Annotated in this window: 20 protein-coding genes and 1 other RNA gene; 9 read left to right on the forward strand and 12 right to left on the reverse strand. The window is 60.5% G+C overall.

Going from position 1 to position 24,835, the window contains the following annotated elements; genetic code table 11:
* Positions 1-38 precede the first annotated feature (38 nt).
* The 5 genes from NW862_RS05980 to NW862_RS06000 all read left to right on the forward strand — a co-directional run bounded on the left by NW862_RS05980 (position 39) and on the right by NW862_RS06000 (position 4,139).
* The gene (locus NW862_RS05980; RefSeq protein WP_414333188.1) at positions 39-2,021 is read left to right on the forward strand and encodes a ribulose bisphosphate carboxylase small subunit; all 1,983 of its coding nucleotides are present in this window, start codon (positions 39-41) and stop codon (positions 2,019-2,021) included.
* 63 nt (positions 2,022-2,084) lie between these two features.
* On the forward strand, positions 2,085-2,726 hold the full coding sequence (locus NW862_RS05985; protein WP_414333190.1) for a hypothetical protein: 642 nt from the start codon (positions 2,085-2,087) through the stop codon (positions 2,724-2,726).
* Positions 2,727-2,758: 32 nt separating this feature from the next.
* Complete coding sequence (locus NW862_RS05990; RefSeq protein ID WP_414333192.1) at positions 2,759-3,475, forward strand: carbon dioxide-concentrating mechanism protein CcmK; 717 nt, start codon at positions 2,759-2,761, stop codon at positions 3,473-3,475.
* A gap of 72 nt (positions 3,476-3,547) precedes the next feature.
* Positions 3,548-3,645: signal recognition particle sRNA small type (gene ffs, locus NW862_RS05995), an RNA gene on the forward strand.
* Positions 3,646-3,725: 80 nt separating this feature from the next.
* On the forward strand, positions 3,726-4,139 hold the full coding sequence (locus NW862_RS06000) for a hypothetical protein (RefSeq protein ID WP_414333194.1): 414 nt from the start codon (positions 3,726-3,728) through the stop codon (positions 4,137-4,139).
* Between the two features lie 19 nt (positions 4,140-4,158).
* Here the strand turns inward: NW862_RS06000 and serS are convergent, their stop codons facing one another.
* The 4 genes from serS to NW862_RS06020 all read right to left on the reverse strand — a co-directional run bounded on the left by serS (position 4,159) and on the right by NW862_RS06020 (position 8,704).
* Positions 4,159-5,481: a serine--tRNA ligase gene (gene serS / locus NW862_RS06005; protein WP_414333195.1), complete on the reverse strand. Its 1,323-nt coding sequence runs from the start codon at positions 5,479-5,481 to the stop codon at positions 4,159-4,161.
* Positions 5,482-5,515: 34 nt separating this feature from the next.
* On the reverse strand, positions 5,516-6,508 hold the full coding sequence (gene ilvC / locus NW862_RS06010) for a ketol-acid reductoisomerase (protein ID WP_414333196.1): 993 nt from the start codon (positions 6,506-6,508) through the stop codon (positions 5,516-5,518).
* 90 nt (positions 6,509-6,598) lie between these two features.
* Positions 6,599-8,056: a glycosyltransferase gene (locus NW862_RS06015; protein ID WP_414333198.1), complete on the reverse strand. Its 1,458-nt coding sequence runs from the start codon at positions 8,054-8,056 to the stop codon at positions 6,599-6,601.
* Positions 8,057-8,242: 186 nt separating this feature from the next.
* Positions 8,243-8,704 (reverse strand): YlqD family protein, encoded by a 462-nt coding sequence (locus tag NW862_RS06020; RefSeq protein ID WP_414333200.1) that lies wholly within the window; start codon positions 8,702-8,704, stop codon positions 8,243-8,245.
* A gap of 270 nt (positions 8,705-8,974) precedes the next feature.
* Here NW862_RS06020 and hemC point away from each other — a divergent pair, with 270 nt between their 5' ends.
* Positions 8,975-9,961 (forward strand): hydroxymethylbilane synthase, encoded by a 987-nt coding sequence (gene hemC, locus NW862_RS06025; protein WP_414333202.1) that lies wholly within the window; start codon positions 8,975-8,977, stop codon positions 9,959-9,961.
* Positions 9,962-9,973: 12 nt separating this feature from the next.
* On the opposite strand, the gene NW862_RS06030 is transcribed toward hemC, so the two are convergent.
* The 8 genes from NW862_RS06030 to NW862_RS06065 all read right to left on the reverse strand — a co-directional run bounded on the left by NW862_RS06030 (position 9,974) and on the right by NW862_RS06065 (position 18,606).
* On the reverse strand, positions 9,974-11,407 hold the full coding sequence (locus NW862_RS06030; RefSeq protein WP_414427009.1) for a DUF2157 domain-containing protein: 1,434 nt from the start codon (positions 11,405-11,407) through the stop codon (positions 9,974-9,976).
* A 7-nt stretch (positions 11,408-11,414) separates the two neighbouring features.
* Entirely contained in the window at positions 11,415-12,212 is a 798-nt protein-coding gene (purC, locus tag NW862_RS06035) for a phosphoribosylaminoimidazolesuccinocarboxamide synthase (RefSeq protein WP_414427010.1), read from the reverse strand.
* Positions 12,213-12,221: 9 nt separating this feature from the next.
* Positions 12,222-13,658, reverse strand: a complete 1,437-nt coding sequence (locus NW862_RS06040) for a sugar transferase (protein ID WP_414427011.1) — start codon at positions 13,656-13,658, stop codon at positions 12,222-12,224.
* A 155-nt stretch (positions 13,659-13,813) separates the two neighbouring features.
* Positions 13,814-14,563, reverse strand: a complete 750-nt coding sequence (locus NW862_RS06045; RefSeq protein ID WP_414427012.1) for a class I SAM-dependent methyltransferase — start codon at positions 14,561-14,563, stop codon at positions 13,814-13,816.
* 158 nt (positions 14,564-14,721) lie between these two features.
* Positions 14,722-15,522 (reverse strand): FAD-dependent thymidylate synthase, encoded by an 801-nt coding sequence (thyX, locus tag NW862_RS06050; protein ID WP_414333221.1) that lies wholly within the window; start codon positions 15,520-15,522, stop codon positions 14,722-14,724.
* A gap of 45 nt (positions 15,523-15,567) precedes the next feature.
* Positions 15,568-16,350, reverse strand: coding sequence for a DUF4397 domain-containing protein (locus tag NW862_RS06055; protein ID WP_414333210.1), 783 nt, complete (start codon positions 16,348-16,350; stop codon positions 15,568-15,570).
* A 185-nt stretch (positions 16,351-16,535) separates the two neighbouring features.
* The gene (locus NW862_RS06060) at positions 16,536-17,804 is read right to left on the reverse strand and encodes a bifunctional sterol desaturase/short chain dehydrogenase (RefSeq protein WP_414333212.1); all 1,269 of its coding nucleotides are present in this window, start codon (positions 17,802-17,804) and stop codon (positions 16,536-16,538) included.
* 259 nt (positions 17,805-18,063) lie between these two features.
* Positions 18,064-18,606 carry a DUF192 domain-containing protein gene (locus NW862_RS06065; RefSeq protein ID WP_414347931.1) on the reverse strand — a complete coding sequence of 181 codons (543 nt, stop codon included), beginning with the start codon at positions 18,604-18,606 and terminating at the stop codon, positions 18,064-18,066.
* Between the two features lie 227 nt (positions 18,607-18,833).
* On the opposite strand from NW862_RS06065, the gene NW862_RS06070 reads away from it, so the two are divergent.
* The 3 genes from NW862_RS06070 to NW862_RS06080 all read left to right on the forward strand — a co-directional run bounded on the left by NW862_RS06070 (position 18,834) and on the right by NW862_RS06080 (position 24,745).
* On the forward strand, positions 18,834-20,126 hold the full coding sequence (locus NW862_RS06070) for a serpin family protein (protein WP_414427013.1): 1,293 nt from the start codon (positions 18,834-18,836) through the stop codon (positions 20,124-20,126).
* A gap of 193 nt (positions 20,127-20,319) precedes the next feature.
* On the forward strand, positions 20,320-20,871 hold the full coding sequence (locus NW862_RS06075) for a hypothetical protein (RefSeq protein WP_414427014.1): 552 nt from the start codon (positions 20,320-20,322) through the stop codon (positions 20,869-20,871).
* Positions 20,872-20,998: 127 nt separating this feature from the next.
* On the forward strand, positions 20,999-24,745 hold the full coding sequence (locus NW862_RS06080; RefSeq protein WP_414427015.1) for a PAS domain S-box protein: 3,747 nt from the start codon (positions 20,999-21,001) through the stop codon (positions 24,743-24,745).
* Positions 24,746-24,835: the final 90 nt, after the last annotated feature.

A 24,835-nucleotide genomic window follows, 5' to 3' on the forward strand; every position in this document is an offset into this window, starting at 1 on the left:
CCCTTGTCCGCCCTACTGTGTTCTAGAGGCTCACGGTTATGCCTGCTCACACCTATGCTGCACCGCCAACGCCTTGGTCTCGCCGACTGGCGGAGCCCCAGATCGATCCCACCGCCTACGTGCATTCTTTTTCCAACCTCATTGGGGATGTGCGGGTGGAAGCGGAGGTGCTGATCGCTCCGGGAACTTCCATTCGTGCTGACGAGGGATCCCCCTTCCACATTGGCGCCAGATCCAACATTCAGGATGGGGTGGTCATCCACGGTCTGGAACAGGGGCGGGTGATAGGAGAAGACGGCCAGCCCTACTCGGTTTGGATCGGCAGAAACACCTCTATTGCCCACATGGCTTTGATCCACGGGCCGGCCTACGTGGGCAACGATTGCTTTATCGGCTTCCGCTCCACGGTGTTCAATGCTCGGGTGGGGGATGGCTGCATCATCATGTTGCATTGTCTGATCCAGGATGTGGAGATCCCCCCCGGCAAGTATGTGCCTTCTGGATCCATCATCACCACGCAGGCGGAGGCCGACCGGCTGCCGGACGTCCAAGATAGCGACGCCAAGTTTGCCCAGCACGTGATCGGCATCAACCAAGCCCTGCGGGAGGGCTACCAGTGCAGCGAAAACCTCGTCTGTATCGCCCCCATTCGCAACGAACTGCAGTCGCGCGCTTCTAACTCAACGGCTACGGAGACAGCACCCATGACCCATTCCTCCCATCGCGCCAATGGCCGGAACGGCGGCGGATCGGCTCTCAAGCCGGAGGTGGTGGAGCAAATTCGCGCCCTGTTGGCCCAAGGCTATCGCGTGGGCCTGGAATATGCCGATGAGCGTCGCTTCCGCACCTCCTCCTGGCAAAGCGGCAGCCCAATTGCCAGCACCCACGAGGCGGAGGTGGTGCAATCGCTGGGGGCCATCCTGGCGGAGCACCAAGGCGAATATGTGCGCCTGCTGGGGATCGATCCCAAGGCCAAACGGCGGGTGCTGGAGCAGATCATCCAAACCCCTGCTGGGCCGGCGCTGGTCTCTGGGATCCCCGGCCGCGTCTCGGCAGCTGCTGCCCCAGGTTCTGGTACATCTGGCTTTCGCTCTGACGCAGGGCTGGAGGAGGAGATCCGGACGCTCTTGGCGCAGGGGTATCGCGTCGGCCTGGAGGTGGCCGATGTCCGCCGCTACCGCACCTCTTCCTGGCAGACTTTGGGCAATTGGAGCGGCTCGGCCCAAGAGATCCTGGCCGCTGTACAGGCGGCCCTGGCCGAACATAGGGGAGAGTATGTGCGCCTGCTGGGGATCGATCCCAAGGCCAAACAGCGGGTGCTGGAGAAGGTGATTCAAACCCCGCAAGGCCAGGTGAGCGGCAGTCCTGCAGGCGGGGGCGCGATGACAGATACAGTTCCTGCGGCAGGTGGCAGTGCTGGCCTGGATCTGGAGGTGCAGGAGGAGGTGCACCGGCTGCTGGCCCAGGGCTATCGCATCGGCTACGAGTATGCCGACGAGCGTCGCTTCAAAACCTCTTCCTGGCAGAGCGGGCCGGCCATTCGTGCCACCCGCGGGCCGGAGGTGTTGGCCAAGCTGACGGCTGCCCTGGCCGAACATAGGGGAGAGTATGTGCGCCTGCTGGGGATCGATCCCAAGGCCAAACGGCGGGTCTACGAGCGCATCATCCAAACCCCTGGCGGCAGGTCGGCGACGGCTTCCGCCCCCGCAACTCAAGGATCCGCTGCTCCCGGTGCTTCTTTTTCTCCCACCCCTGGCACCCGCCTCAGCAGCGAAGTGGTGGCTCAGGTGCAGCAATTGCTCAGCCAAGGCTACCGCATCGGCACCGAACATGCGGACAAGCGCCGTTTTCGCACGTCTTCTTGGCAAAGCTGCAGCCCCATCGAGGCCACCCAGGTGCCCCAGGTGGTGGCGGCTCTGGAAGCCTGCCTGGAGGAACATCGCGGCGAATACGTTCGCCTGCTGGGGATCGATCCCAAGGCCAAACGGCGGGTGCTGGAGCAGATCATCCAAACTCCCTGAGGGATCTCCATTTTTCTTGACCTCTGTTGGCTCAAGCCCAACCCCCCAGCGATGAGGAGCACCTTGGCCTCGACTTTGCCCGACTCCATGACGCTCCGCGCCTTGCCCGGCCAGAACGACGAAACTCGCTATCTTGTCAGTGGTGAGGTGCAGGTGGAGGCGGGGGCAGGCATTGGGGCAGGGGTGCTGCTGCGGGCCAACCCCGGCTGTCGGATCCAGATTGGGCGAGGCGTCTGTATCGGCATGGGATCTGTTCTGCACGCCTGTGGGGGATCCCTCATCGTGGAGGCGGGAGCAACCTTGGGAATGGGGGTGCTGGTGATCGGGCAGGGCACCATCGGCAAAAATGCCTGCATTGGCTCGGAAACCACGCTGCTCAATTGTTCGGTGCTCAGCCAAGCGGTGATCCCTCCCGGCTCCCTGCTTGGGGATCCCACCTATGGTTTCGCTCTCCAGGACGGCAAGCCCACCCAGGCAGAGCCCTCGCCAGCAACAGGGGAAATGGCTCCAGCAACGCGGCCTGAGCCGGTTCCTCCCAGTTCTCCGGTGGCCAACGTCGAAAAGCAAACCCAAGAAAAATCCGGCTCCCCCAAGACCAAGACGCGCAAGCTCAACGGGATCCCCGGCCATTCGGAATTGGATCGCCTCTTGGGCAAGATCTATCCCTATCGGCAGGTGCTTTCCTCTGGGGATGGCCGGCTCTGACGGCTAAACTGGCATGAGTGGTTAGGAGGCCGATGTCAACCTCTCTGGGCCTGATTCAGACGCGCAGCTTTCCGGTCATTGTGCGCATTGCCGACGCCATGACCAAATCGGCAGGCGTGACCCTGATCGGCTTCGAGAAGATCTCAGGAGGCTACTGTACGGCGATTGTGCGGGGGGGAATTGCCGACGTGCGCATTGCCATTGAGGAGGGAATTGAGCTGGCCCGCCAGTTCGAGCAAGAGGAGATCTCCAGTTTGGTGATCCCGCGCCCCCTGCCCAACTTAGAAGCGGTGCTGCCGATTAGCAGCAAGCTGTCTCAACTGGCCCAAAACCGCGGCTACAGCCGCCTCAGCAACTTGGCCGTGGGCCTGTTGGAAACCCGCGGCTTCCCGGCCATGGTGGGGGCTGCCGACACGATGCTGAAAACGGCGGATGTCCAGTTGGCGGCCTACGAGACCATTGGAGACGGCCTCTGTACGGCCATCATTCGAGGCACGGTGGCCAACGTGGCCATTGCCATCGATGCGGGTATGTACGAGGCGGAACGTATCGGCGAGCTGAACGCGGTGGCCGTGATCCCGCGCCCCCTCGACGAGTTGGAGCAGGCGCTGCCGGTGGCCAGTTGTTTTGTGGCCCAGCCCGTTACCCTGCCGGTAACCCTTCCTCAAGTTCAGGAACAGGAAGTGCGGCGCAGCGATGCGGCTGTGGAGCGGATCCCGGTTTACCTGGAGCCGCCTGAAACTCCCTAGCCCCGCCGACCGATCCATCCTCACCCAAGAAAGCCGAGCAAGGCAGAGGGGAAAAGTGCTAGGCTAATCAAAGACCTGGGTCCGTGCAGCTCCGACGCCCAAACCGTGTCAGGATCGGAAGATAGCAGCACCACGGGATGCTCAGAGCAGGCGCGTCAACCCGGGTCGCCCCTTGCTTCTCCATGTTTCTTTCTGCTGGGTCATTCTCGGTCAAGCTTTTCTTCCTTTTGTCCTGGCAGCCCACCACGCTATGTCCGAGACAGATAATCCCCTCGCCAATTGGGCACAGAAGGCTTTCTACTTCGGCATGGGTTTGGCCGCTGTGGCGGCAGACAACGCCGCAAAGGTGGCCGGCAAGGCGGGTAGCCGTCTGCTGGAGCTGCGCAAGCAGGCACAAGCTTTGGTGGACGAACTGGTGGAGCGGGGGGCGATGACTGCTGAAGAGGCGCGGGCCTACATGGATGCCATTGCTGCCAATGCCAATCGCAAGGGGGAGGAAAGGCAAACTGCCGGCCCCCGCAGGATTAACATCGATGACATCAGCGATGCCGAGGTGGAGGCAAGCACTGCCATCGAACTTTCGGAAGCAGCCCGTCTGCGCCAGAAAATTGCCGAATTGCAGGCAGAACTAGACCGCATCAAGAAGGAAGCCAGAAACTCCTGAGCTCGCCATCCCGACTTTGCTAGTGAGGCCAACCGGAGGGAGCAGCCTGGAGGATCCCATCTTGCGAGAGAAAGCGAGAGCTGAGAAAGGGGCGCAGCGCCTGGGGAATGCGAATCGAGCCATCCGGCTGTTGGTGATTTTCCAACAGGGCAGCTAGGGAGCGCCCCACCGCCAAGCCGGAGCCGTTCAGAGTGTGGACGAAGTAGGTGCCTTTTTGCCCGGCCTCTTTGTAGCGCAGGTTGGCGCGGCGCGCCTGAAAGTCCCAGCAGTTGGAGCAACTGGAGATCTCGCGGTACTGATTTTGGGAGGGGAACCACACCTCCAGATCAAAACATCGGGCCGCTGAAAATCCCAGATCGCCGGTACACAGCTCCACCACCCGGTAGGGCAGTTCCAACATCTGCAAGATGGCCTCGGCATCTTGCACCAGCTTTTCGTGTTCGGCTTCCGATTGATCTGGGCGAGTGACCTTGACCAACTCCACTTTTTGAAACTGGTGCAGCCGGATCAGGCCCTTGGTGTCGCGACCATAGCTGCCGGCCTCGCGGCGAAAACAAGGGGTGTAAGCACAGAAGTAGAGAGGGAGGGCTTCCGCAGGGATCACCTCATCCCGGTACAGGTTGGTGAGGGGTACCTCCGCCGTCGGGATCAGCCACAAGTCATCGTCGGCGCAGCGAAAGCTCTCCTCGGCAAACTTGGGCAACTGCCCCGTCCCCTGCAAAGCGGCGCTGTTGACCAACAAGGGCGGGATCACCTCGGTGTAGCCGGCGGCAAGGTGGCGCTCCAGCATCATGGCGATCAAGGCCCGCTCCAGAGCCGCCCCCGCCCCCACCATGGCTACAAAGCGACTCTGGGCCACCTTGACGGCGCGGCCAATCTCCAAGAGACCCAGGTTCTCGGCAATTTCGTCGTGGGGAAGGACGGGATGGGCGGGTTTCAGCTCATCTCCCCAGCGGCGCACCTCCACGTTGTCGGCCTCATCTCGGCCCACCGGCACGCTGGGCAGGGGCAGGTTGGGCAGGGTGAGCAGCCGGGCGCGCATCTCCTCCTCCAGCTCCCGTTCTTGCTGCTCCAGTTGGGCGATCTCGGCCTTGAGATCTGCCCCCTGCTGCCGCAGAGCCGCCACTGCGGAACCTTGGGGATCCGCTCCCTGACGGATGAGCTCGCCGACTTTCTTGCCGAGGCTGTTGCTTTCTGCCTGCAAGGATCCGCGGCGAGTCTCCAACTGGCGCCGCTCCCGATCCAACTGTAGGATCCCGTCCAGATCGACCGTCGCCCCGCGCTTGTCCAGGGCTTGGCGTACCTGTTCTGGGCGATCCCGCAGCAGCTTCAGATCCAGCACAGAGATTGCCTACCCTCGGCTCCAGATACCCAACCTATTTCTTCAGCCAGCTGAACATGGCCCGCAGCTCCTTGCCCACCTGCTCGAGGGGGTGTTCCGCCTCGCGGCGGCGCATCGCCGTAAACCCTGGCTTGCCGGCCTGGTTTTCCAAGACAAACTCGCGGGCAAATTGACCGCTTTGGATCTCGGCGAGGATCCGTTTCATTTCGGCGCGGGTTTGCTCCGTGATGATGCGGGGGCCACGGGTGTAGTCGCCGTACTCTGCCGTGTTGGAGATGCTGTGGCGCATCTTTTCCAGGCCACCTTCGACGATGAGATCCACGATTAGCTTAACTTCGTGCAGGCACTCGAAGTAGGCCAGTTCCGGTTGGTAGCCCGCTTCCACCAGGGTCTCAAACCCCGCCTTGATCAGAGCCGTGAGGCCGCCACAGAGCACCACCTGCTCCCCAAAGAGATCCGTTTCCGTCTCTTCCCGAAAGCTGGTCTCCAAAATACCGGCCCGCGTGCCGCCGATCCCTTTGGCGTAGGCCATGGCCCGCTCCCGCGCCATCCCGGAGGCATCCTGATGGACGGCAAACAGGCAGGGCACCCCTTGACCTTCTTGGTAGGTGCGCCGCACCAAGTGTCCAGGGCCTTTGGGGGCGACCATGATGACATCCACATCTGCCGGCGGCTGGATCTGCCCAAAGTGGATGTTGAAGCCGTGGGCAAAGAGGAGCACGTTCCCCGGCTGCAAATGCGGGCGGATCTCGCTCTGGAAAACGGCCTTTTGCACCTCATCGGGCAGCAGGATCATCACCCAGTCGGCGGCAGCCGCAGCATCTGCTACGGTCTTGACCGTCAACCCGTCCTGCTCCGCTTTGGGCCAAGAGGGGCTGCCGGGATAGAGGCCGACGAGGACGTTGACACCACTGTCGCGCAGGTTGAGGGCGTGGGCATGGCCTTGGCTGCCATAGCCGATGATGGCAACGGTTTTGTCGGCCAGAAGCTCCAGGTTGGCGTCGGGGTCGTAGTAGAGGCGAGCCATGGTCGAGCAGGGGTACTGGGTGTCTTGTGAGCAGGTGCTTGACTAGGATAGCAGGAACCAAGGGATCCCTGAACACTCCAGTTGCCCAGATCAGACTCCGTGATGAACGGTTTTCACCCACCTCAGGCGCTTGGGCTGCACACACATGCGAGCGGTTGTGGCGATCATCACCGGCAGCCAGTGGAGCATGTAGACCAAGCCAAGGGCAGTGTGCCACCAAAGCTGCCGTCCGCGCAAGCCTTCCACGTGACGCAGCCCCCGGTAAAAGGCCACCGTCAGGCAGCCCATCACCAGGGCGTTCAAAGGCAGCAGCACAGAAGAGTGGCCTGTCAACAGCACCCAGAGGGTATCGGGAACCAAGGCCATCGGCAGCAGATACTGAGAAATAAAAAAGGCCCAGAGATCCACCGTTTTGGCCATGCCCATGCGGCGACCGAGGATCCCCGGCCAGTAGTCGAGATAGCGCTGATAGCCTCCTTCCGCCCAGCGGCAGCGCTGATGCCAGAGACTTTTCCAGGAGGTGACTCCTTCTTCAACAATGGCCGGCTCCGTCAAGAAGGCAATATCTACGCCCGCCAGGTGCAGCTTAAAGGTGAGATCCAGATCATCGGTGAGTGTGGCCTCGTTCCAACCACCGCACTTTTCCAAGACATCTCGCCGCACCAATTGGCCGTTGCCGCGTAGCTCGCCAATACCTCTTACGGCCACCCGCTGCTGCTGCAAGTAGGCATCGGAGGCCATTTCCGCCACCTGGCCCAGCGTCCAGAAGTTGACGTTGGGGTTGCCCAGGGCCTTGCGCACCTGAACGGCGCCCACTGCCCGTCTGCTGAAACGGCTGCGCAAGCGGGATGGAGTCCTTCCCACTTGAACAAACAAGGGCAGAGTGCGGACAAGAAAATCGGAGGGCACCACAGCATCGGCATCGCAGACCAGGATGATCTCTCCTTGGGTCAGGGGCAATACCTCGTTGAGGGCACCAGATTTGCCTCCTCCTTGCCCCGGCTGCCGCCGGTAGACCCGTAGGTGCGGGATCTGCTTCTGGGCTTCCCGCAGAACGTCAGGGGTGGCATCGCTGCTGTTGTCGTCGATGGCCCACAGCTCCAGATGGCTGGTGGGGTAGCGGAGCTGGGTCAAGCTGTGCAACAGCCGCGGGAGCACTGCGCTTTCGTTTTTGGCCGGGATCAAAACGGCCACGCGGGGCAGGGCCAGCCCACTCAACTCCGCATCCGGCTGCCTCGGTGGGACGGAGCCCTTATCCGTTGATCCAGGATCCCGGCAGGTCACGTCGCCAGAAGGAAGTCGCAGGGGGGGCGGGGAGGCTGCCGGCTGCAGACGAAATAACCGACTGATGTGGATCACCATGAACGTGGCCAACCCCATGGTGATCCAGCGAGCCGTCGGCAGCACATGCATTAGGCTGACCACTCCCCACACCATGGCCAGAACCAGCAGAGCCTTGAGGCGGCGGCGTTGGGCCGAGGTCAGCAGCCAGTCGGGAAGATGCAGATCCTCAAGGGGCTCCGGCTCTGACCAGACGAACTCAGACACAGGAATCCTCCCACGGGCGCCAATGTTAACCACCCCCGCCAACCTATCGGGACTTTATTCCGAAGGCTGTTAAGAGGCTGTTACTTATTGTCACCTATTGTGCCGGCGAAACAGAGTTCTTGAGTTTCTGCAGGCGAGAAAAGTTGGGGATCCCTAGCTCCGGTTCTCCGGCAAGAGGCGAGGAGCCTAGGGGTTGCCGCGAATCTCCTTGATCACCCCATCTTCCAGGAGGATCTCGACCTGCATTTTCTGGATCAGGTTGTCTCCTTTTTGGACGCGGAAGAAGCTCTCCACGTTGCCCTGCAGCACTTCTTGGTTGAGCTCCAGGGTGGTCAGTTGGTTGATCTGTTGCAACAGTTGATTTTTCTGATCCAAGAGCCGGATCTTCTGCTCATTCACGCGGCTTTTCACCGCTTCCACCTGTTGGAGGACTTGGGGGCTGTTGGGGTTAGAGCTCTGTTTTTCCAGTTCGGCAATGGCCCGCTTGCCCTGAAACTCCAGTTGTTGCATCTGAGCATCGGTGGCTTCGATCTGCCGCTCCAATTGCTCCTGCATTTCCTTTTTCCAAAGGGGGGTGACCACCACCTTGATGGGGATGTTGCGCTTAAGCAGTAGCTGAGTGCCGTTGCTGACGTTGTTTTCTTCCATAGAACCTATCCAGGCAGACGACCAACCAAACTGGGATTGTAGAAATCTCCCCTAAAAGCTCTGGGTTTGGGGAAGAGGAGCTCAACAGAACGAATTTTCCCCCGCCGAGCCGGAGAATCCATCTATTTATCCTACTGGCTGGGATCCCCGCAGTAAAGTCTCGGCTGGGGGGAAATGGCGGTTTTGGTTAAGGATCTTGAAGGCCGCTGCCCTGCGGCGGCGCAGATTCGGCTAGCGTGAAAGACGGTGTTCTCGGATTTTGCAGCAGCCATGAGCGAACTGGCCTCAACTCCCTGGCAACCCTCGGCTGGGGCTGCCCGGCCGGTGCGGATCGCCTCCCGCAAAAGCGAGCTGGCCTTGGCCCAGACCCACTGGGTCATGGAGCAGTTGCAGGCCCACCATCCGGGGTTGCCCCTAGAGCTGCACACCCTTTCCACCCAGGGAGACATCATCCTGGATGTGGCGCTGGCCAAAATCGGCGATAAGGGCCTATTTACCAAGGAGTTGGAGGTTAGCCTGCTCAACGGCAGCAGCGACCTGGCGGTGCACAGCCTCAAGGATTTGCCCACCCGCTTGCCAGAAGGCTTGGTGTTGGGGGCCATCACCCGGCGGGAGGATCCTCTGGACGCTTTGGTGGTGCGGGAGGAGCTGCGCGGCTACCACCTGGCCACCCTACCAGCAGGGACGGTGATCGGCACTTCCTCTTTGCGGCGACTGGCCCAACTGCGCCACGCCTTTCCCCACCTGCAGTTTAAGGACGTGCGGGGCAACCTCAACACTCGCTTGGCCAAGCTGGATCGGGGGGAGTACGACGGCCTGATCTTGGCGGTGGCCGGGCTAAAGCGCCTGGGCCAAGCACAGCGGATCCACGAGGTGCTAGATCCCAGCGTGTCCTTGTACGCCGTTGGCCAGGGATCCCTCGGCATCGAGTGCCGGCAGGGGGACGAGCGGATCCTGGAGCTCATTCAACCCTTGGCCGATGGGGAGGCCACAGCCCGCTGTTTGGCCGAGCGAGCTTTCTTGCGGGCGCTGGAGGGGGGCTGTCAGGTGCCCATCGGCGTCCACAGCCAAGTCCAGGGGGAAGAGCTGCACCTAACCGGCATGGTGGCCGACCTAGAGGGGCGACGGCTGATCCGCGATACCCAAACGGGATCCACTGCCGCTCCGGAAGCGGTGGGAATCTCCCTGGCGGAAAAGCTGAAGCAACAGGGGGCCGACGAAATCCTGCAGGCCATTTTTGCCCAGGCTCGCCGCTAGACTGCCTGGTTTTCAGGGTCGCGGAGCCGGCGGTAGGGATCGGTTTAGCCGCTGCTCAAACTTCAGCCCCACCCAGATCACGCCGATCCCACAGGCCACCAACACCGCCGACTTGGCCAAGAGGCCGGTCTCGTACTCGAAAAAGCGGGTCAGCACCACCAGGGTTAGCCCCAATAGCCCCTGCCAGAAGCGCCCCCGCAGCCCCTGCTGCAACCCTTCCCAGCAGAGGATCGCCGACAATCCCACCAGCAGCAGGGTCAGGATCCAGGGGGCCAAGAAGGCCAGGGCCACTCTTGAGGTCAAGTTCCTAGAAACAGCATTGCTGATCACCAGCAAAAGGGCCAGGGTAATCAGGGAGAGGAAAACGACGGCATCCTTGAGCCAGGCGGAAATGGGCTGGGATCTCTTGGCCTGCCACCCCTGCCACCAGCCCCAGCCGGCCAGCAGCAGCAACCCTGCCGCCGACAAGCTTGCCCAGGGATCCACAGCTTGGAACAGAGGTGAGGGGTCGGGATCCCAGTCCCAGGGGTCACGGAAGCTCCAGACGTAGAGCAAGAAACCCAGCCCCAGCAAAGCCAGGCCCTCCGCCGTCGGGATCAGATCCAAGCCTTGCTCCTGCTCGCCATCCTGGCCATTTTCTCCGGTCAAAATCCGGCTTAGCCGGTAACCATGGCGTTGGTGCCAAAAGCCCAGCCCCCAGACAACGGCAAGGCCAAGCAGCAGCCAGAGGGTCAAGCCTTCTCCAGAGCTGTCCCAGCGCTCTGCCAACCTTTGTAGCGCCAGGCCGAAGTCCACCAAAGCCAGGGCAAAGATCCAGCGGGAGCGGCACCCGTAGGCAAGGGGCAGCAAGAGACCAAGGGCCAGCCAGGGGTAGAGAGGGTCGAGAGCAGTGCCCCCTTCCCAGACGGCAGTCACCCCCGCCAGGGCGAACAAAAGGCAGGCCAAGACGCCACTGGGGGTGTGGAACAAGCTGTAGGCCACGGCCAAGCTGCCCAGCCCCCAGCCCAAGAACAAGCCCGCCAGGGATCCCCCCATTTGGAACCACTGGGCCATCAGAGCAATGGCGGCTCCCAGGGCCAGCTCCCCGGCAATCAATAGGGCGCTGCCCAAGCGCGGGGATCCCTGCTGCCAGAGTCGCAAGCCGGCCACCTGCAGTCCCACCGTGAGGGCCAGGGATCCCAAGGCTCTGGCCGAGCGGGGAATGGCGTCCCAGTTGGCAGCCACGAAGGAGATCACCCCCAAGCCCACCAGCACGGCGCCCAACAGCAGCAGCAACAGGGTAAAGCGGCTGGCGGCTGTTCGCGGCAAGCTATCGAGTTGGTAGTACTCCCACAGGCGATCCCGCTGCGCCGGCTGAATCAGCCCCTGCTCCACCCAGGTGTCCAACAGGTCGGCCAGTTGGCGGCGGAAGCGGTCGTCGGGGCCAGAGGAGCGGGGAGAAGTCATGGCACCCTCACCCCCTGCCCCTCTCCCAGCCCTCACCCCCGGCCCCTCTCCCTGAGGGAGAGGGGAGATTAGAATCGGTAGCCCGGAGCACTCGCTGCAGCACCTCTTGGTAGCCGGCTGCCGGATCGCCGAGATCAAAGCGAAAGAGGTCTTTATCCAGCACCCGCGGCTCAGTCCCTTCTAGATCCCACAGGCGGCAGGTGTCGGGGCTGATCTCGTCCGCCAGCCAGATCTCCCCTTGCTCGTCCAGGCCAAACTCCAGCTTAAAGTCCACCAGCTCCAGCCGGCAGCGCCGCCAGAAGTGGCGAAGGTGAGTGTTGACCGCCAAGGCCAGGGATCCCAGCTTCTCCACTTGCTCTGGCGTGGCCAGGTGCAACAGGCGGATGTGGTCGGGGGTTACCAAGGGATCCCCCAAGGCGTCGTTTTTGTAGTAAAACTCCACCAGCGGCGGCTGGATGGGCAGGCCCTGCTCCAGGCCTAGGCGCCGGCAGAGGCTGCCGGCCGTGCGGTTGCGCACCACCACTTCCAAGGGCAGGATCCGCAGGGCGCGCACCTGCATCTCTCGGGGGCCGGTCTGGGCCAAAAAGTGGTTGCGGATGCCCTGCTGCGCCAGGTAGGCAAACACCCGGCTGGAGACGGTGCAGTTGACCTCCCCTTTGCCGGCGATGGATCCCCGCTTTTGGGCGTTGAAGGCCGTGGCGTCGTCTTTGTATTGGCAGAGGTAAACCTGGGGATCGGCGGTGCGGTAGACCCGCTTGGCCTTGCCCTCGTAGAGGAGCTCTGGGGACGTGGGCGAGGATGGCATGGGCAACCCCTAATAGCCGGTCAGCCGTCCGCGGATCCCTTGCCAAAGGGTAATGGCGAGGATGCGCAGATCCAGCCACAGAGACCAGTTTTGCACATAGTAGAGATCATACTGGGTGCGGCGGGCAATGCTGGTGTCTCCCCGCAGGCCGTGGATCTGAGCCCAGCCGGTGAGGCCACTTTTCACCAAATGCCGATCCGGATACTTGGGGATCTCCTGGCTAAATTGCTCCACGAAGTAGGGCCGCTCCGGGCGGGGGCCCACCAGGCTCATTTCCCCCTTCAAGACGTTCCAAAGCTGGGGCAGCTCGTCCAGGTTGGTGCGGCGCAAAAAGGCTCCTATCTTGGTTCGGCGCGGATCCCCGGGGCGCGTCCAGCCCGGCTGGCCGGCTGCCTCGGCATCCACCCGCATGGTGCGGAACTTGGCAATCCAAAAGCGGCGCCCATCCAAGCTCACCCGCTCCTGCCAATACAAGATGGGGCCGGGGCTGCTGCAGGCCACCAGCAGGGCGATGACCAAAAATAAGGGGCTGAGCAACACCAGGCCCAGGGAGGCCCCTAGGATGTCTACCGCTCGCTTGAGGAAACGGTTGTGGGCGTAGCGCAGAGGGGGCTGGCGCAGCGTCAGCAGCGGGATCCCGTCCAGGGACTGGAGGCTGAAGTTCACCGTCAAAAAACCGAGGATATCTGGCACCAGCCGCACCTGCACCGACAGGGCCTGCAAGCTGAGCAACAGAGGTGCATTGGCCAGCTCCGGCTGCCCAAACCACACCTCTTCGATCTCGGGGTGAGCCTGCACATAGGCCACCAGGTGGCTGGGCTCCAGCCGCTCCAGCTTCTGCAAAGGCTCTGGTTCTGGCGCCGAGGGATCCCCGGCCACGGCCCAAGCCTTAATCTCAAACCCCAAGGCTGGGCAGCGCTCCAGCCGCTCCAGCACCTCAGCCAAGAGCAGGCCGGATCCCACCCAGATGACCCGTCGCCGCCCCTGGCCGTGGGCATACAGCCAACCCATGCCCAGCCGCAGCAGCGCCCGCATCCCCGTCAAGCCGAGCAGGGCCAGCAGGCCGGCATAGCCCACCACCAAGCGCGACAGCGAGACGGAGCGCACGAAAAAGGCCCCCGCCAACACCAAGCCAAAGGTCACCCCCAGCCCCAGCAGCAAACTGGCCCATTCCTCAAAGCGAGATAGGCGCTTCGATTCGCCGTATCCTCCCAAGCCGGCCTGAACGCCCCAATAGCTAAGGGCAGTCAGCAACCCCAGGCCAGCATAAACATCCCAGGGCAAAAGCTGGTGGGGGCGCAAGCTGCGCAGCCAATAAGCCGCCCCGAAGGCCAGCCAAATACAGAGCCCATCCCCCAAACAAGCCAAGGGCACCCACAGGCGATGCGGATCCAAGCTCAGGGTGTAGCCGCGAAAGAAACCCGTCCCGCCAGCGCGATTGGCCAAGAGCTATCTCCTCCAGCAGTTAAGACTGGAAACAATCCTACAGAAAAGGTTATCCATTTGAGGATGCAAGGACTCCGTCTCGCTAGCGCGAACGGCAAAATCGATGTTGACTGAAAAAACTGGTAATAACGGCGAGAAGTTGAGGATTAAGAGGCTCAGTTTCTCAGAGGAGCAATTTTCTTAAGGCTGGCTACCGCCAATAAAGACAGGCCAAAGGGTAGGGAGAACTTAGAAATTAAATAGGCTTCCGCAGCAAAAATCTCGGTTAAAAGCCAATTGATCCAAGGCGAGGGCATGTTTAGATCCTGCTTCTCCTTGAGGCGAAGGCTCTTTTGGGCTAGGCGGATCCCTGCTGCTAATGGAAAGAGAAAGCTGTTGAAAAAGGTAAAGGTATGAATTTGCAGGCCGGCACTCTTGAGTAAGGAGAGAAGTTGTGCTGCTGTGTAGCGTCTCTTGTGGTGATTGAGCTCGTCATGGGCGCTCCACAGCCAGGGGTAGGCCGGTACCGTGATCACCATGTAGCCGGATGGCTTTAACCTCTGGATGAGAGCTTCCAGAGCTGCTTTGTCTTCCTCCAAATGTTCTAAAACGTCCAGTAGGGCAATAAGGTCAAATTGCTGGGAACCAAAAGGGATCCGATGCGGCAATTCACCTTCGGCCACAATCCCAATGCCGCGGGCCCGGGCCAAAGGCAATGCTATTTCGCTTCTTTCCATGGCCCAGACTTGGCCAAATTGAGACAACATTTCTAGGTTGCCGCCACTGCCACAGCCGGCTTCCAAGATACAAGCCGCGAGCGGAAGAGGGATCCCGGCAATAACCTGCCTGAGAATGCGGCGGCGCCCCACAAACCACCAATGTCGATCTTCTAAGCCCGCCATTTGTTCATAAGCTCTGGGATCCATACAATAGTCGTTCCAAATATTGGGAAACAGCTTGTTAGTTGATCCCTTGCTCCCCTCTCCCACGAGGGGAGAGGGGTTGGGGGTGAGGGTCGAAAGATGACCTTATCCTATACTTTTCCGGTGTTAGAGAACTCCGTCCCGCTTACGCGATTTAGGTTTCAAGGAGAAAGCCTGGCCTTGCCCCAGCGATTTTTGCGGTACCAGGCGGCCACGTGGGGGCACCAGGCCTCAAAGTGGGGCCAAATCAGTTCACACAGATACTGAATTTCTCGCTGGGCATCTTCTTTAGCTCGTAAATCCAGAAAATGCATCAAGCTGCGGCAATTAAAAGAGACTACAAAATGTTGGCGGATCCCGTAGCCGATGATGTTACGAGCATCTTCATAAGGCAATCCGCACTCTTCGACCAGGCGATAATAGGCAATGGCCTGACTGCGATACTGCTCAAGAATGATGTTCAGGGCCTCGGGAGAGATGGGCTTGAAGCCTTGGCGGGTTTTGGCCTTGCCTTCTTTGACGCTGGCAGGAACGTAAAACAGAGTTTCCAACTCTTGCAAAGATAACGAGGGCTCCGCGCCGGTTTTGTCGGCAAGAGCAGCGGTTTCGTTGGTGCTCCGAGGCGCAGACAAGAGTCTTTTGCCCAAATCGGCAATTTGCCGGCCTGTATATCGAAAAGATTGAACGTCGAAAGAAACTCCCACTCGATGAGTACGGGCCTGTTGCATGACAGCATGGGGAAAATAGCCCACCCCAAACGTGATCTGAGGGTGCTCAAGAGGCCCATAGTGGCCACGATTGCCCTCCAGCAGATGCCGCACCACGGCCTCTCCATACTGTTCCGGGATCCGGCCCTCTGGGGTAACAAAATCGGGGCTGTAATCTTGGTGCATCGCCTGCCAGATCACCCGTTCGGGATCTGGAGTTTGGCTAAGCACCACCACTTGAAATAAGGCATCCACTGTCAGAAAGCCGTACCCTTTCCCCAAAGTATAGAGGGAAGACACCTAGAGAAGGCGGCGGGCCCGCGTCTCCTCTGCCAGCACCATGTTCAAGCCCGGATTGCTGCGCATCAGCCCCGCCACGTAAAGGGTATAGACTTTCCCCGCCTCTAACTGGAGGTCAAACCGTTGCAAGGGAATGCTCCGGCTGGGAGCCGACTGCACACCTGGCGCGGGGGCTGAAGGAGCTATGGCCACCTGAATTTGGGTAAAGCCGGGGCGCATGGCTTGAAAGGTGGATACTTGTCCGAAGGCCAACTGGGGCAGCAGCACCCGCCCTTGCTCCCCTTGCCATTGCAGGGCCGGCGCATCAGGGGCGGCGTGGACAAACCGCACCAGGGCTTGATCAAACGGCGGATGGATGTTGTCTTCCAATACCAGGGCTGTCATGCGATTTGGCTCGTTGGCAGCCACCACCGAGAACACTCCCCCGCCCCTGAGGTTAGCCACAGTTCTGGCCGCAACCGTTCGCGCTAGCGGAACGGAGTCTTGAGAACTTGCGGGCTGGCCGGGGTTCTCAGGTGTTGAAAACAAAACAATGTCGTACTCGCCCGCCGGCATGCGCACGTACTCGCTCACCGCGCCGTAGGCTATGCTCCGAGCAGCCCTTACCCCTCCCACTTCCAAGTCGATCCGAGGGGCATTGGGGGCCACATGCACCAAGCGCACCTGGACCTCAGAAACTCCCGCAGATGCCGAAGGCATCGGGATGGCACAGCCGGACAAAAGCCCCGGCATTAAAGCCCCACCCACCACGCAGAGGACTGCGCTCACCCACTGTCGCACCATAGTTTATGCTCACTCCCACTCCTCACACCCAACGCTCAGTAGGGATCGAGCAGAAGGGCCCTCTCGCTCCCCAAAAGTTCGGTTCGGCGCAAGGGATCCCCTCCACTGACGCCAAAGAACCTGCTCTTGTCTTACCCCAGTTTTGCGCCTGATGCCATAGAGCCGGGCAGGATTTGCCGGCCCCCCTAAATCAAAGGGATCCCGGCGACAGGATCAAGAAGAACTGGGCGAGAAGAGCGGCGGCTGAACAAGCGGAAATAGGTGCTGACGGCCAACTCTTTCAGCGGGAAAAGCAGGTAGGTGAGGGGGTTGATGGTAACGATGATGTTGCGGCAATCGCGTTTGGCCTGGGCCAGGATCTGGGCGGCCACCCAATCTCCCGACATAACTCCAATGGGATTGAGCTGGCTCTTGAAGGGACCGAGGATGAGTTTGCGCACCACGCAGGGAGCGTCCAGGCGGCGCAGGGTAACCAAATCTCCTAGGGCCCGCTTGGAGAGCTCGTAGAGGGGGCTGAAGGCAGGGCTGACCTCGGCTTCTGAGGTGTTCACCCAAACCTCTTTGGTGGCCATCTCTGGGTTGTTGCGAACTGTCTGGAAGAACAGCTCCATCAGCCGCCAAGCCGAGAAAGTGTTGACGGCGTAGGACTGGCGGACAGACTCGGGATCCCGCTCCCCATGCACGTTGAGGCCGTGGTTGATCACCAAGATATCGACCCGCTCCAGGAGTTCGGCCAGGGATCCCTCCTGCCCCACCTGCCAGCGAACGGTCTCCACCGGCTGGGGCTGGCCGTCCACTTCGATGGCAACCGAATCCGCATGGGAGCTGAGGGCGATGACTTTGGCGCCGTAGCGGTGACAGTGCTGCAAGAGGGCCCGGCCCAGGGTGCCGGAGGCGCCGGTGATGGCCACACGCTTGCCTTTCAGGGAGAGACTGGTGCCCATAATCCGATCCACCAAGGTCAAGGTGCCGCAAAAGTAGGCGTTGGTATCGTCGAAGTGGTGCCGCCAGTGGTAGGCGCGGTTCACATGCCACTGGCTGGGGGGAGCGGGGAAAGGCCCCGGCTGGTGGGTGATATCCGTCTGCAGAGCCAGCCCATAGCCCCGCAACATGCCGGCCACCCAGAAACTGGCCGAATAGAGCACTCCCACTACTGCTGCCAGGCCGTAGAAGAGGGATCCCTGGCCCAACAGCACCACCCAGGGGATCCCGGCTAGAACCATCGTCGCCGCTTCGGGAACATCGTGGTGCCACTGGGATTCTCGGTATAACTTGGGGTCTACCACGCTGAGATCGGGGCGGAACAGGCGGTGGTGCAGGGTGTGCTTGGGCATCAGCCAGGGCCAGAGGTGGGCCAGCCAATGGCGCACATCTCGCACGATCTCCGCCCAAAGGACGGAAGCCAAGGCAATGGCTCCCACCGCTAGCCACTGAGTTACGCTGCTAACATCCATAGGGCTTTGCCGACAGTAGCCGAACCATCCTGGGCTCGCCGTCGCCTCTTGGCATCAACCTCACACAGTTGGCGACCCTCAAAAATCATCGCAAAGATCGTTGATAAAGACCATCCTAGACCGCGAGCAAGACGGCCAACGGCAGCCTTTGGGATCCCTTCCCTCACCCCTGGCCCCTCTCCCTGAGGCACCCAAGCGCTCCGCGCCGCTCACGCGACCACCCCCGGCCCCTCTCCCTGAGGGAGAGGGGGGAGAGAGATCAAGGGGTGGGGGGCGGAAGCTTGCGGATCTCTACAGCGTCTCCCACTTGCAAGCCCAGGGCTGCAGCCGTCCCGCCGCGGAACTCCAGCACGCCATCTACCAACTGGTCAGAGGGTGGCCCATAGACGGGGCAGGGTTGGGCGGGGCAACCGGGCACATCGGCAGCGATGTACACCACCTGACCTTGGCGGAGAAAGATAATGTCCAGGTTGAGCAGGGTGTTGAACATCCAGAAGGCAGCCGGCTGGGGCGGGTCGAAGGGAAACCACATGCCGCGATCAGGCGGCAAATCGGTGCGAAACATCAGGCCCAGCCGCTGTTGCTCGGGGGTGCGGGCCACTTCCAGCTCAAAGCGCTTGCCGGCAATGGTTACTTCCGCTTCCACCGGCAGGTGCTGGGGCTGCCCTTTGGCCGGGGTCGAGCTGGCAACGGCTGCCGTCTCCTGGGCTTCTCCTCCAGCAGTACATCCCAGCAGCAGAGCCAGGCCCAAGGCGATCCCGCTCGCTGTGACAGCCTGGCGCTCTCTTGCCCACCAACTCATCCCTTTCTCCTGCTGAGCTGTGCAGGCTTGATCCTACCCTGCTCTCTGGACTGAAGAGGGAGGGGATCCGCGGCAAGTTTGCCGGGATCTCCTGCGGGCTTTGGCCTGTCGATCTCACCTCAAGCGCAGCCGCAATGGCCGGCCTGGGCAAGAGCCATCCACCCCCAACCCGATACCATAGCCTATAGAGTCTATCTATCGTTCCCCACCCGGCCAGGAGAGACCCAATGAAAGACCTTTTGAATATATCCTCGGTGAGCCGGATCCCGCTTCTGGCTCTGTTTGGCCTATTGCTTTTGGGTCTCTGGCCCACGCACGGGGAAACCCCGGTGCGGATCCCGTTTGAGCCGACCGTGACCTATGGGGAAGGGTATGGAGAAGAGGCTGTGGCCCAACAAGCCCAAAGTCGCTTTGCGCTAAAGCTATTCGCTCACCTACTCCAGCAGCAGCCGCAAGAGAACCTCTTTTTCTCCCCCTTGAGCCTTCGCCTGGCCCTGAGCATGCTGTACAACGGCGCCGCTGGAGAGACCCAAGCGGCCATGGCCGAGGTGCTGGAGGCCCAAGAACTCTCCCTCAATGAGTTGAACTGGACCAACGCCCAGATGGCGCGCTGGCTGGTGGAGCGATCCCAAGCAGAAGGGCCGATCCAGGTGCAAGTGGCCAACGGCCTTTGGGTCGATCAAATCCTCACCCTGCGGCCTCCCTTTTTGCAGGCGCTGGCTACCTATTACCAAGCGGTGGTCAATCGGGTGGAGCTGGGATCCCGCCAGACGGTGCAGGCGATTAACCGTTGGGTAGCCGAGCGCACCCAGGGCCAGATCGACCGCATCGTGGATCGCCTCAGCCGCGAGGACGTGATGGTTTTGCTCAACGCCATCCATTTCAAGGGAGAGTGGACCCAGCCCTTCGATCCGGCCCTGACCAAGCCCCAGCCCTTCACCCGAGCTGATGGCCGCCGTGTCCAAGTGCCGCTGATGGCCCAATCCGGTCGCTACGGCTACCGGGAGACCGAGCAGCTCCAGGTGGTGCGCCTGCCCTATGGGGAAGGGGAGCTGGCCCTGCTGATCCTGCTGCCCAAACCAGGGGTGAGCTTGGCAACCCTGCAACAGGAGCTCAGCCCAGAAACTTGGCAAGAATGGACGGGATCCCTGCCCACCCGCCCCGGCTCGGTGCGGATCCCCAAGTTTAAGCTGGCCTACGCAACCGATCTGGTGCCGGCTTTGCAGCAGTTGGGTATGGGGATCGCCTTTTCTCGCCGGGCCGATTTCAGCCAGATGACCTCAGAGCCGACGCAGGTCAGCAGAGTCTTGCACAAGGCGGCCATCGAAGTGGATGAAAAGGGATCCGAGGCGGCTGCTGCCACCGGGGTAATCGTCTCCCGCACCGCCAGCGACCGGCAGGAGCCCTTCCAATTCGTAGCGGATCGACCTTTCTGGTTTGCCATTGTCGCTTCTAGATCCGGCGACAACCCCGAGGCGCAAACTGTGCTGTTTATGGGATCCCTGGTGGATCCTGGATAAGGGGATCCCTCATGCTGACTGCGGAGGTCATGATAATCGAGGTTTTGGAACAAGAAAAGATCCCTGGGTTTGCCTTGGATTTGTCAGAGTTTTTTGCCGAACCTAAGTTTTAGTTCTTTGCCAACTTAGCAACAAAAGCCTTCAGGGTTCCGCGGCACCTGGTAAACTGGCTCCAAAAACGGGATCCCCTTCCATGGCGCTGGTTTACCTGCAAGTTCTGGAGCGCACCCCCAGGCGGCTGCGGATTGCCCTGCAAAGGTTTACCCCTGAGCAACTGGCCTGGCGGGTGGTGGCGGGGCTGGGGTTGTTGGCGCTGGGATCCCAGCTCTGGCAGCCTTCCCCTCTGCTGGGGCTACTGGCTGTAGCAGCGGGCCTGGGGATTGGGATCCCTTGGGGGCTGGGGCAGATCTTGAGTGTGGATCGGGAGCGGCAGCGGGTGACCCTGACCCGGCTGGGTGGCCCTTGGGGGATCTGGCGGCAGCAGGTCTTCTCTTATCCTCTCGCCCAATTGCAAGGGGTGCGGCTGCAGCGGCTGGGACAAGAGATCTTGGATAAAGAAGCACAGGAAAGCTTTCAGCTACAAGCTCAGGTGCGGTTGCAGTTCCGTCCCCAGGTTTTTGAACAAGAGCTTGAAGAAGTGATCGCTTGTTTCAGTAGCCAATCGGCGATCAAAAAAGGCGAGCCGGAAGCCCTTGCCTTGGCGCAGCGGCTGGCAGGCTGGATTCAGGCCTATATGAACCCGTGAGGTTGCCTCATAAGCTGTTGATTGCAGTACTTGGCAATCCTTGGAAAGCTGTCGAGAATGGGTGTGAATTTGGATAGGTGCTTTTGCGAACCTTCACAGAACAGAATTTCGGCAATGCTAAGCCGTCATGACTATTCCTGAGGAGACTCTAGAAACCGTTAGCCTAGTCGTCAGGGATGCTTTGCGCAACTGGCCGTGGCTGCTTTTGTGGGCAGCCTCTTTCCTGGCGCTTGTCTTCTGGCAAAGGCGACGGCTGCATCAGGCCCAGGTTGGTTTTCCCGACATCGTCACCCTGGCGCGGCCCGATACGACATTGGTGGAGTGTAACGAAGTCTGCCAGAGGGTTTTTGGCAATTGGCGGGGCCGGCGCTGGATCGAGGCCTTGTTGCCAGAGGAGCAAGAGCAGGTGCGGCAGCAGATAGCCCAGCTCACCCCTCAGCAGCCCACTTTCACGAGGGTTGATAGGATGGTGGACGCGGCGGGACAGGTGCGGTGGTTTGAGTGGATCAACCAGGGCATCTTCGACCGGCGGGGCCGGCTGCGGTTTATTCGCGGGGTCGGCCGAGACATCACCAAGCAGAAGCAACTGGAAGACAATCTGCGGCTGCGGGAAGCCCAATTGCAAGCCCTCTTGGACGCCCTGCCGGCAGCCATATGGGCCAGGGATCCCCAGGGGGTGCTGATTTTGCAAAATGCCACCGACCGTGCCTGGTTTGGCGACCTGCTGGGCACTTCCCTGCAAGAGGGGGCTCGGCAGTACCCCCAGTGGCTGGAGTACACCGCGCAAGTCTTGTCTGACCTAGAGCGGCAAGAGATTTTCCAGATGGAGGGCAAGGAAATCATTCAAGGCCAAGAGCGCTATGTCTATCGCCTGGCTGTGAAGCTGCAGGATGAGTCCAAAGGTTTGGGGTGCCTCGGCATTGCCTTGGACATTACCGAGCAAAAGCGGCTGGAACAACAGGTGCAAGAGCAACAGGAGCGCTTTCGCGCCTTTCTCAACAACAGCCACGACATTTTGTGCTGGATCGATGCCCAAGGCTTGGTCTATCCCTTCAATTGCCCGGTTGCTGAAAAAATTTTAGGTCGTTGTCTTGAGGAGGGAGAACCTATACCTTTGGATTGGGTTCACCCAGAAGATCGGCAGATTGTTGCTAGTGCTCTTGAACACCTCAAGGCTCGACCTGGCGAAACGCTCAGCTTTATCTATCGAATGCAGCATGCGGATGGCCATTGGGTATGGCTAGAGAGCCGCTGTACTAATCTTTTGCAGGATCCTGCGGTGGCAGGAATCGTCTGCAGCACCCGCGACATTACCCAGCAAAAAGAGGCGGAACTGGCGCTGCGGGAAAGCGAAGCCCGCTTCCGGGAAATTGCGGAAGTTGTTCCTGTAAGCTTTTTCCTAAGTTCAGCAGATTTTGGTCAATTTCCCTACGTAAGTCCGCGTTGTGAACAGATTTGGGGATACACGCCGGAGGAGTTTTACCAGAAGCCGGATCTGTGGAAAGACAGGATCCACCCCGAAGATCTGCCTCAGGTTTTGCAAGCCGTAGCTCAAGTTATCCAAGGAGAGAAGACGGTTACCTATCGCATTTTCCATCGAGATGGTCGGGTGCGCTGGTTGCGAACTTCCTGCCGACCTATTTTCAATGAGCAGCAAGAAGTGATCCGCATTGCCGGCATCACAGAAGATATCACCGAGCAAAAAGAGGCGGAGCTGGCCCTGCAAGAGAGCGAGGCCCGCCTCAAGGCCATCCTCGACGGGATCCCTTTTCCCATCTTTGTTAAAGATTTGCAGGGCCGCTACTTACAGGTCAATCAAGCTTACCTGCAGAAAAACGGTAAACTCCCAGAAGAAGTTCTCGGCAAGGCCGATACGGAGCTCTTCTCGCCAGAGGAAGCTCTGGAGTTGCGCAAGGAAGATCAAAGAGCCATCCAGTCTCCCGCTCCCATCAGCTATGAGTGCACCATTTGTCGAGACGGCAAAAAGCAAGAAAAGTGGATCACCAAGTTTGCCCTGCGGGATTGGCAAGGGGATCCCTATGCCGTTTGCGGCATTGCTGTGGATATAACCCCTCTCAAAGAAGCCCAGGATCTGCTGCTGCAAGAGGCAGAGCGAGAAAGACTTCTGGGATCCCTGCTGCGCCGGATCCGCGAGAAGCTGGACTTGCAGCCCCTCCTACAAACCACGGCGGCGGAAGTGCGAGAGTTTCTCCAGGTGGATCGGGTGATGATCTACCAGTTGCAGGAGGGCATAGGGGGATTTGTAGCCGCCGAGTCCGTCCTGGATCCCTGCCCCAGCCACTTGGGCCGCTCCGTGTGGGATTCCTACTTTCATCAGGATCCCTGCTATCGCAAGTACCAGCAGGGCTTTGTGCAGGCCATCGACAATGTGGCCACGGCCCCTTTGGATCCCTGCTATCGGGAGCTTTTGGAATCCTTTCAGGCTCAGGCCAACTTGGTGATCCCAATTCGGCAGGGGGAGGAGCTCTGGGGCCTCTTGGTGCCGCAGCACTGCCGGGCCAGCCGTCCTTGGCAGGAGTGGGAAATTAAGCTCTTGCAAGAGCTGGCGGAGCAATTGGCCATTGCCTTGCAGCAAGCCCAGCTTTATGAACAGGTAAAAGCCCTGAACCAAACGCTGGAGGAGAAGGTGCAGCAGCGCACCGCCGAGCTGGAGCGGGCTTTGCAATTTGAGGCCATCTTAAAACGCATCACCGACCGCGTGCGCGATTCTCTCGACGAAGCCGAGATCCTCAATACCGCCGTGCGCGAGCTGGGGGAGAGCCTGGATGCCGATGCCTGCGATATCGGCCTTTACAACGCCGATCTCACCCTTTCCACCATCAGCTACGAGTATTGCCCCCGCTGGGATCCTGCACTCAACACTACCATACCGATGGTGGGGGGCCTCTACGACGATCTATATCGTCAACTAACGCGCAGGCAGTCTTGTTTATTTTGCGTCATCTCCTCAGATTCGCCGCGTCCCGCCAAGGATCACTGTGTGGTGGTCGCCTGTCCCCTCAGTGATAAAGACCAAGTTCTGGGAGATTTATTGCTGTTTCGACGTTCCGGCCATTGTTTTGATGAGGCGGAGATCGCCCTCATCCAGCAGGTGGCCAACCAATGCGCCATTGGGCTGCGCCAGGCGCGCCTGTTCCAAGCTGCCCAAGAGCAGGTGCAAGCCCTGGAGCGGCTTAACCGTCTTAAAGATGACTTTATCAGCACCGTCAGCCACGAGCTGCGCACCCCCCTGACCAGCTTGAAGATGGCTCTGAAGATGCTGCAGATGGCTCCCTCAACCGAAAAACGAGCTCAATATCTAAGCATTGCCGAGCGAGAATGCCAGCGGGAAATCGAGCTCATCAACGACCTGCTGGATCTGCAGCGCCTGCAGGCGGGGGCCTATGCTCTGCAGGTGCAAGCCCTCACCTGGCGGGAGCTGCTGGGGGATCTGCTGACCGTTACCGAGGAGCGGGCCCACGCCAAGGGGCAGAGCTTTCAAGCCAGCGTCCCCCTAGAAAGCAGCCTCACGACGGATCCCTTGCTGTTGAGCAGGATCCTGCGCGAGCTTTTGCACAATGCCGTGAAATACACGCCGGCCCAGGGATCCATCCGCTTGCAAATTGAAACGGAAAATCGTCAAAGCCGCATCCAGGTCAGCAACAGCCAAGAGATCCCTGCCGAGGAGCTGACGCGCATCTTTGGGCGCTTTTACCGCATTCCCAGCAAGGATCCCTGGAAGGAAGGGGGCACGGGGCTGGGCTTAGCTTTGGTGAAACAGATGGTGGATCAGTTGCGCGGATCCATCGAGGTGAGCAGCGCTGCCGGCTGGGCGACCTTTACGCTTCACCTGCCCCATCTGCCCCAACTTTGATACAGAACCCAAACTCTCGTGCTTCCCTTGCTGAGAAGGATCCAGCCAGGTAAGAGGGCACCTGACTCGAAGGGGATCCCAAGGGAAGTT

The sequence above is a fragment of the Synechococcus sp. H55.8 genome, from assembly GCF_047462375.1.
Lineage (GTDB): Bacteria > Cyanobacteriota > Cyanobacteriia > Thermostichales > Thermostichaceae > Thermostichus.

Excerpts from the sequence above, each read along its gene's own strand:
- NW862_RS05980 (WP_414333188.1), top strand. The coding sequence starts at position 39 with ATGCCTGCTCACACCTATGCTGCACCGCCAACGCCTTGGTCTCGCCGA.
- NW862_RS05990 (WP_414333192.1), top strand. The coding sequence starts at position 2,759 with ATGTCAACCTCTCTGGGCCTGATTCAGACGCGCAGCTTTCCGGTCATT.
- NW862_RS06000 (WP_414333194.1), top strand. The coding sequence starts at position 3,726 with ATGTCCGAGACAGATAATCCCCTCGCCAATTGGGCACAGAAGGCTTTC.
- ilvC (WP_414333196.1), bottom strand. The coding sequence starts at position 6,508 with ATGGCTCGCCTCTACTACGACCCCGACGCCAACCTGGAGCTTCTGGCC.
- NW862_RS06020 (WP_414333200.1), bottom strand. The coding sequence starts at position 8,704 with ATGGAAGAAAACAACGTCAGCAACGGCACTCAGCTACTGCTTAAGCGC.
- hemC (WP_414333202.1), top strand. The coding sequence starts at position 8,975 with ATGAGCGAACTGGCCTCAACTCCCTGGCAACCCTCGGCTGGGGCTGCC.
- NW862_RS06030 (WP_414427009.1), bottom strand. The coding sequence starts at position 11,407 with ATGACTTCTCCCCGCTCCTCTGGCCCCGACGACCGCTTCCGCCGCCAA.
- purC (WP_414427010.1), bottom strand. The coding sequence starts at position 12,212 with ATGCCATCCTCGCCCACGTCCCCAGAGCTCCTCTACGAGGGCAAGGCC.
- NW862_RS06045 (WP_414427012.1), bottom strand. The coding sequence starts at position 14,563 with ATGGATCCCAGAGCTTATGAACAAATGGCGGGCTTAGAAGATCGACAT.
- NW862_RS06055 (WP_414333210.1), bottom strand. The coding sequence starts at position 16,350 with ATGGTGCGACAGTGGGTGAGCGCAGTCCTCTGCGTGGTGGGTGGGGCT.
- NW862_RS06060 (WP_414333212.1), bottom strand. The coding sequence starts at position 17,804 with ATGGATGTTAGCAGCGTAACTCAGTGGCTAGCGGTGGGAGCCATTGCC.
- NW862_RS06065 (WP_414347931.1), bottom strand. The coding sequence starts at position 18,606 with ATGAGTTGGTGGGCAAGAGAGCGCCAGGCTGTCACAGCGAGCGGGATC.
- NW862_RS06070 (WP_414427013.1), top strand. The coding sequence starts at position 18,834 with ATGAAAGACCTTTTGAATATATCCTCGGTGAGCCGGATCCCGCTTCTG.
- NW862_RS06075 (WP_414427014.1), top strand. The coding sequence starts at position 20,320 with ATGGCGCTGGTTTACCTGCAAGTTCTGGAGCGCACCCCCAGGCGGCTG.
- NW862_RS06080 (WP_414427015.1), top strand. The coding sequence starts at position 20,999 with ATGACTATTCCTGAGGAGACTCTAGAAACCGTTAGCCTAGTCGTCAGG.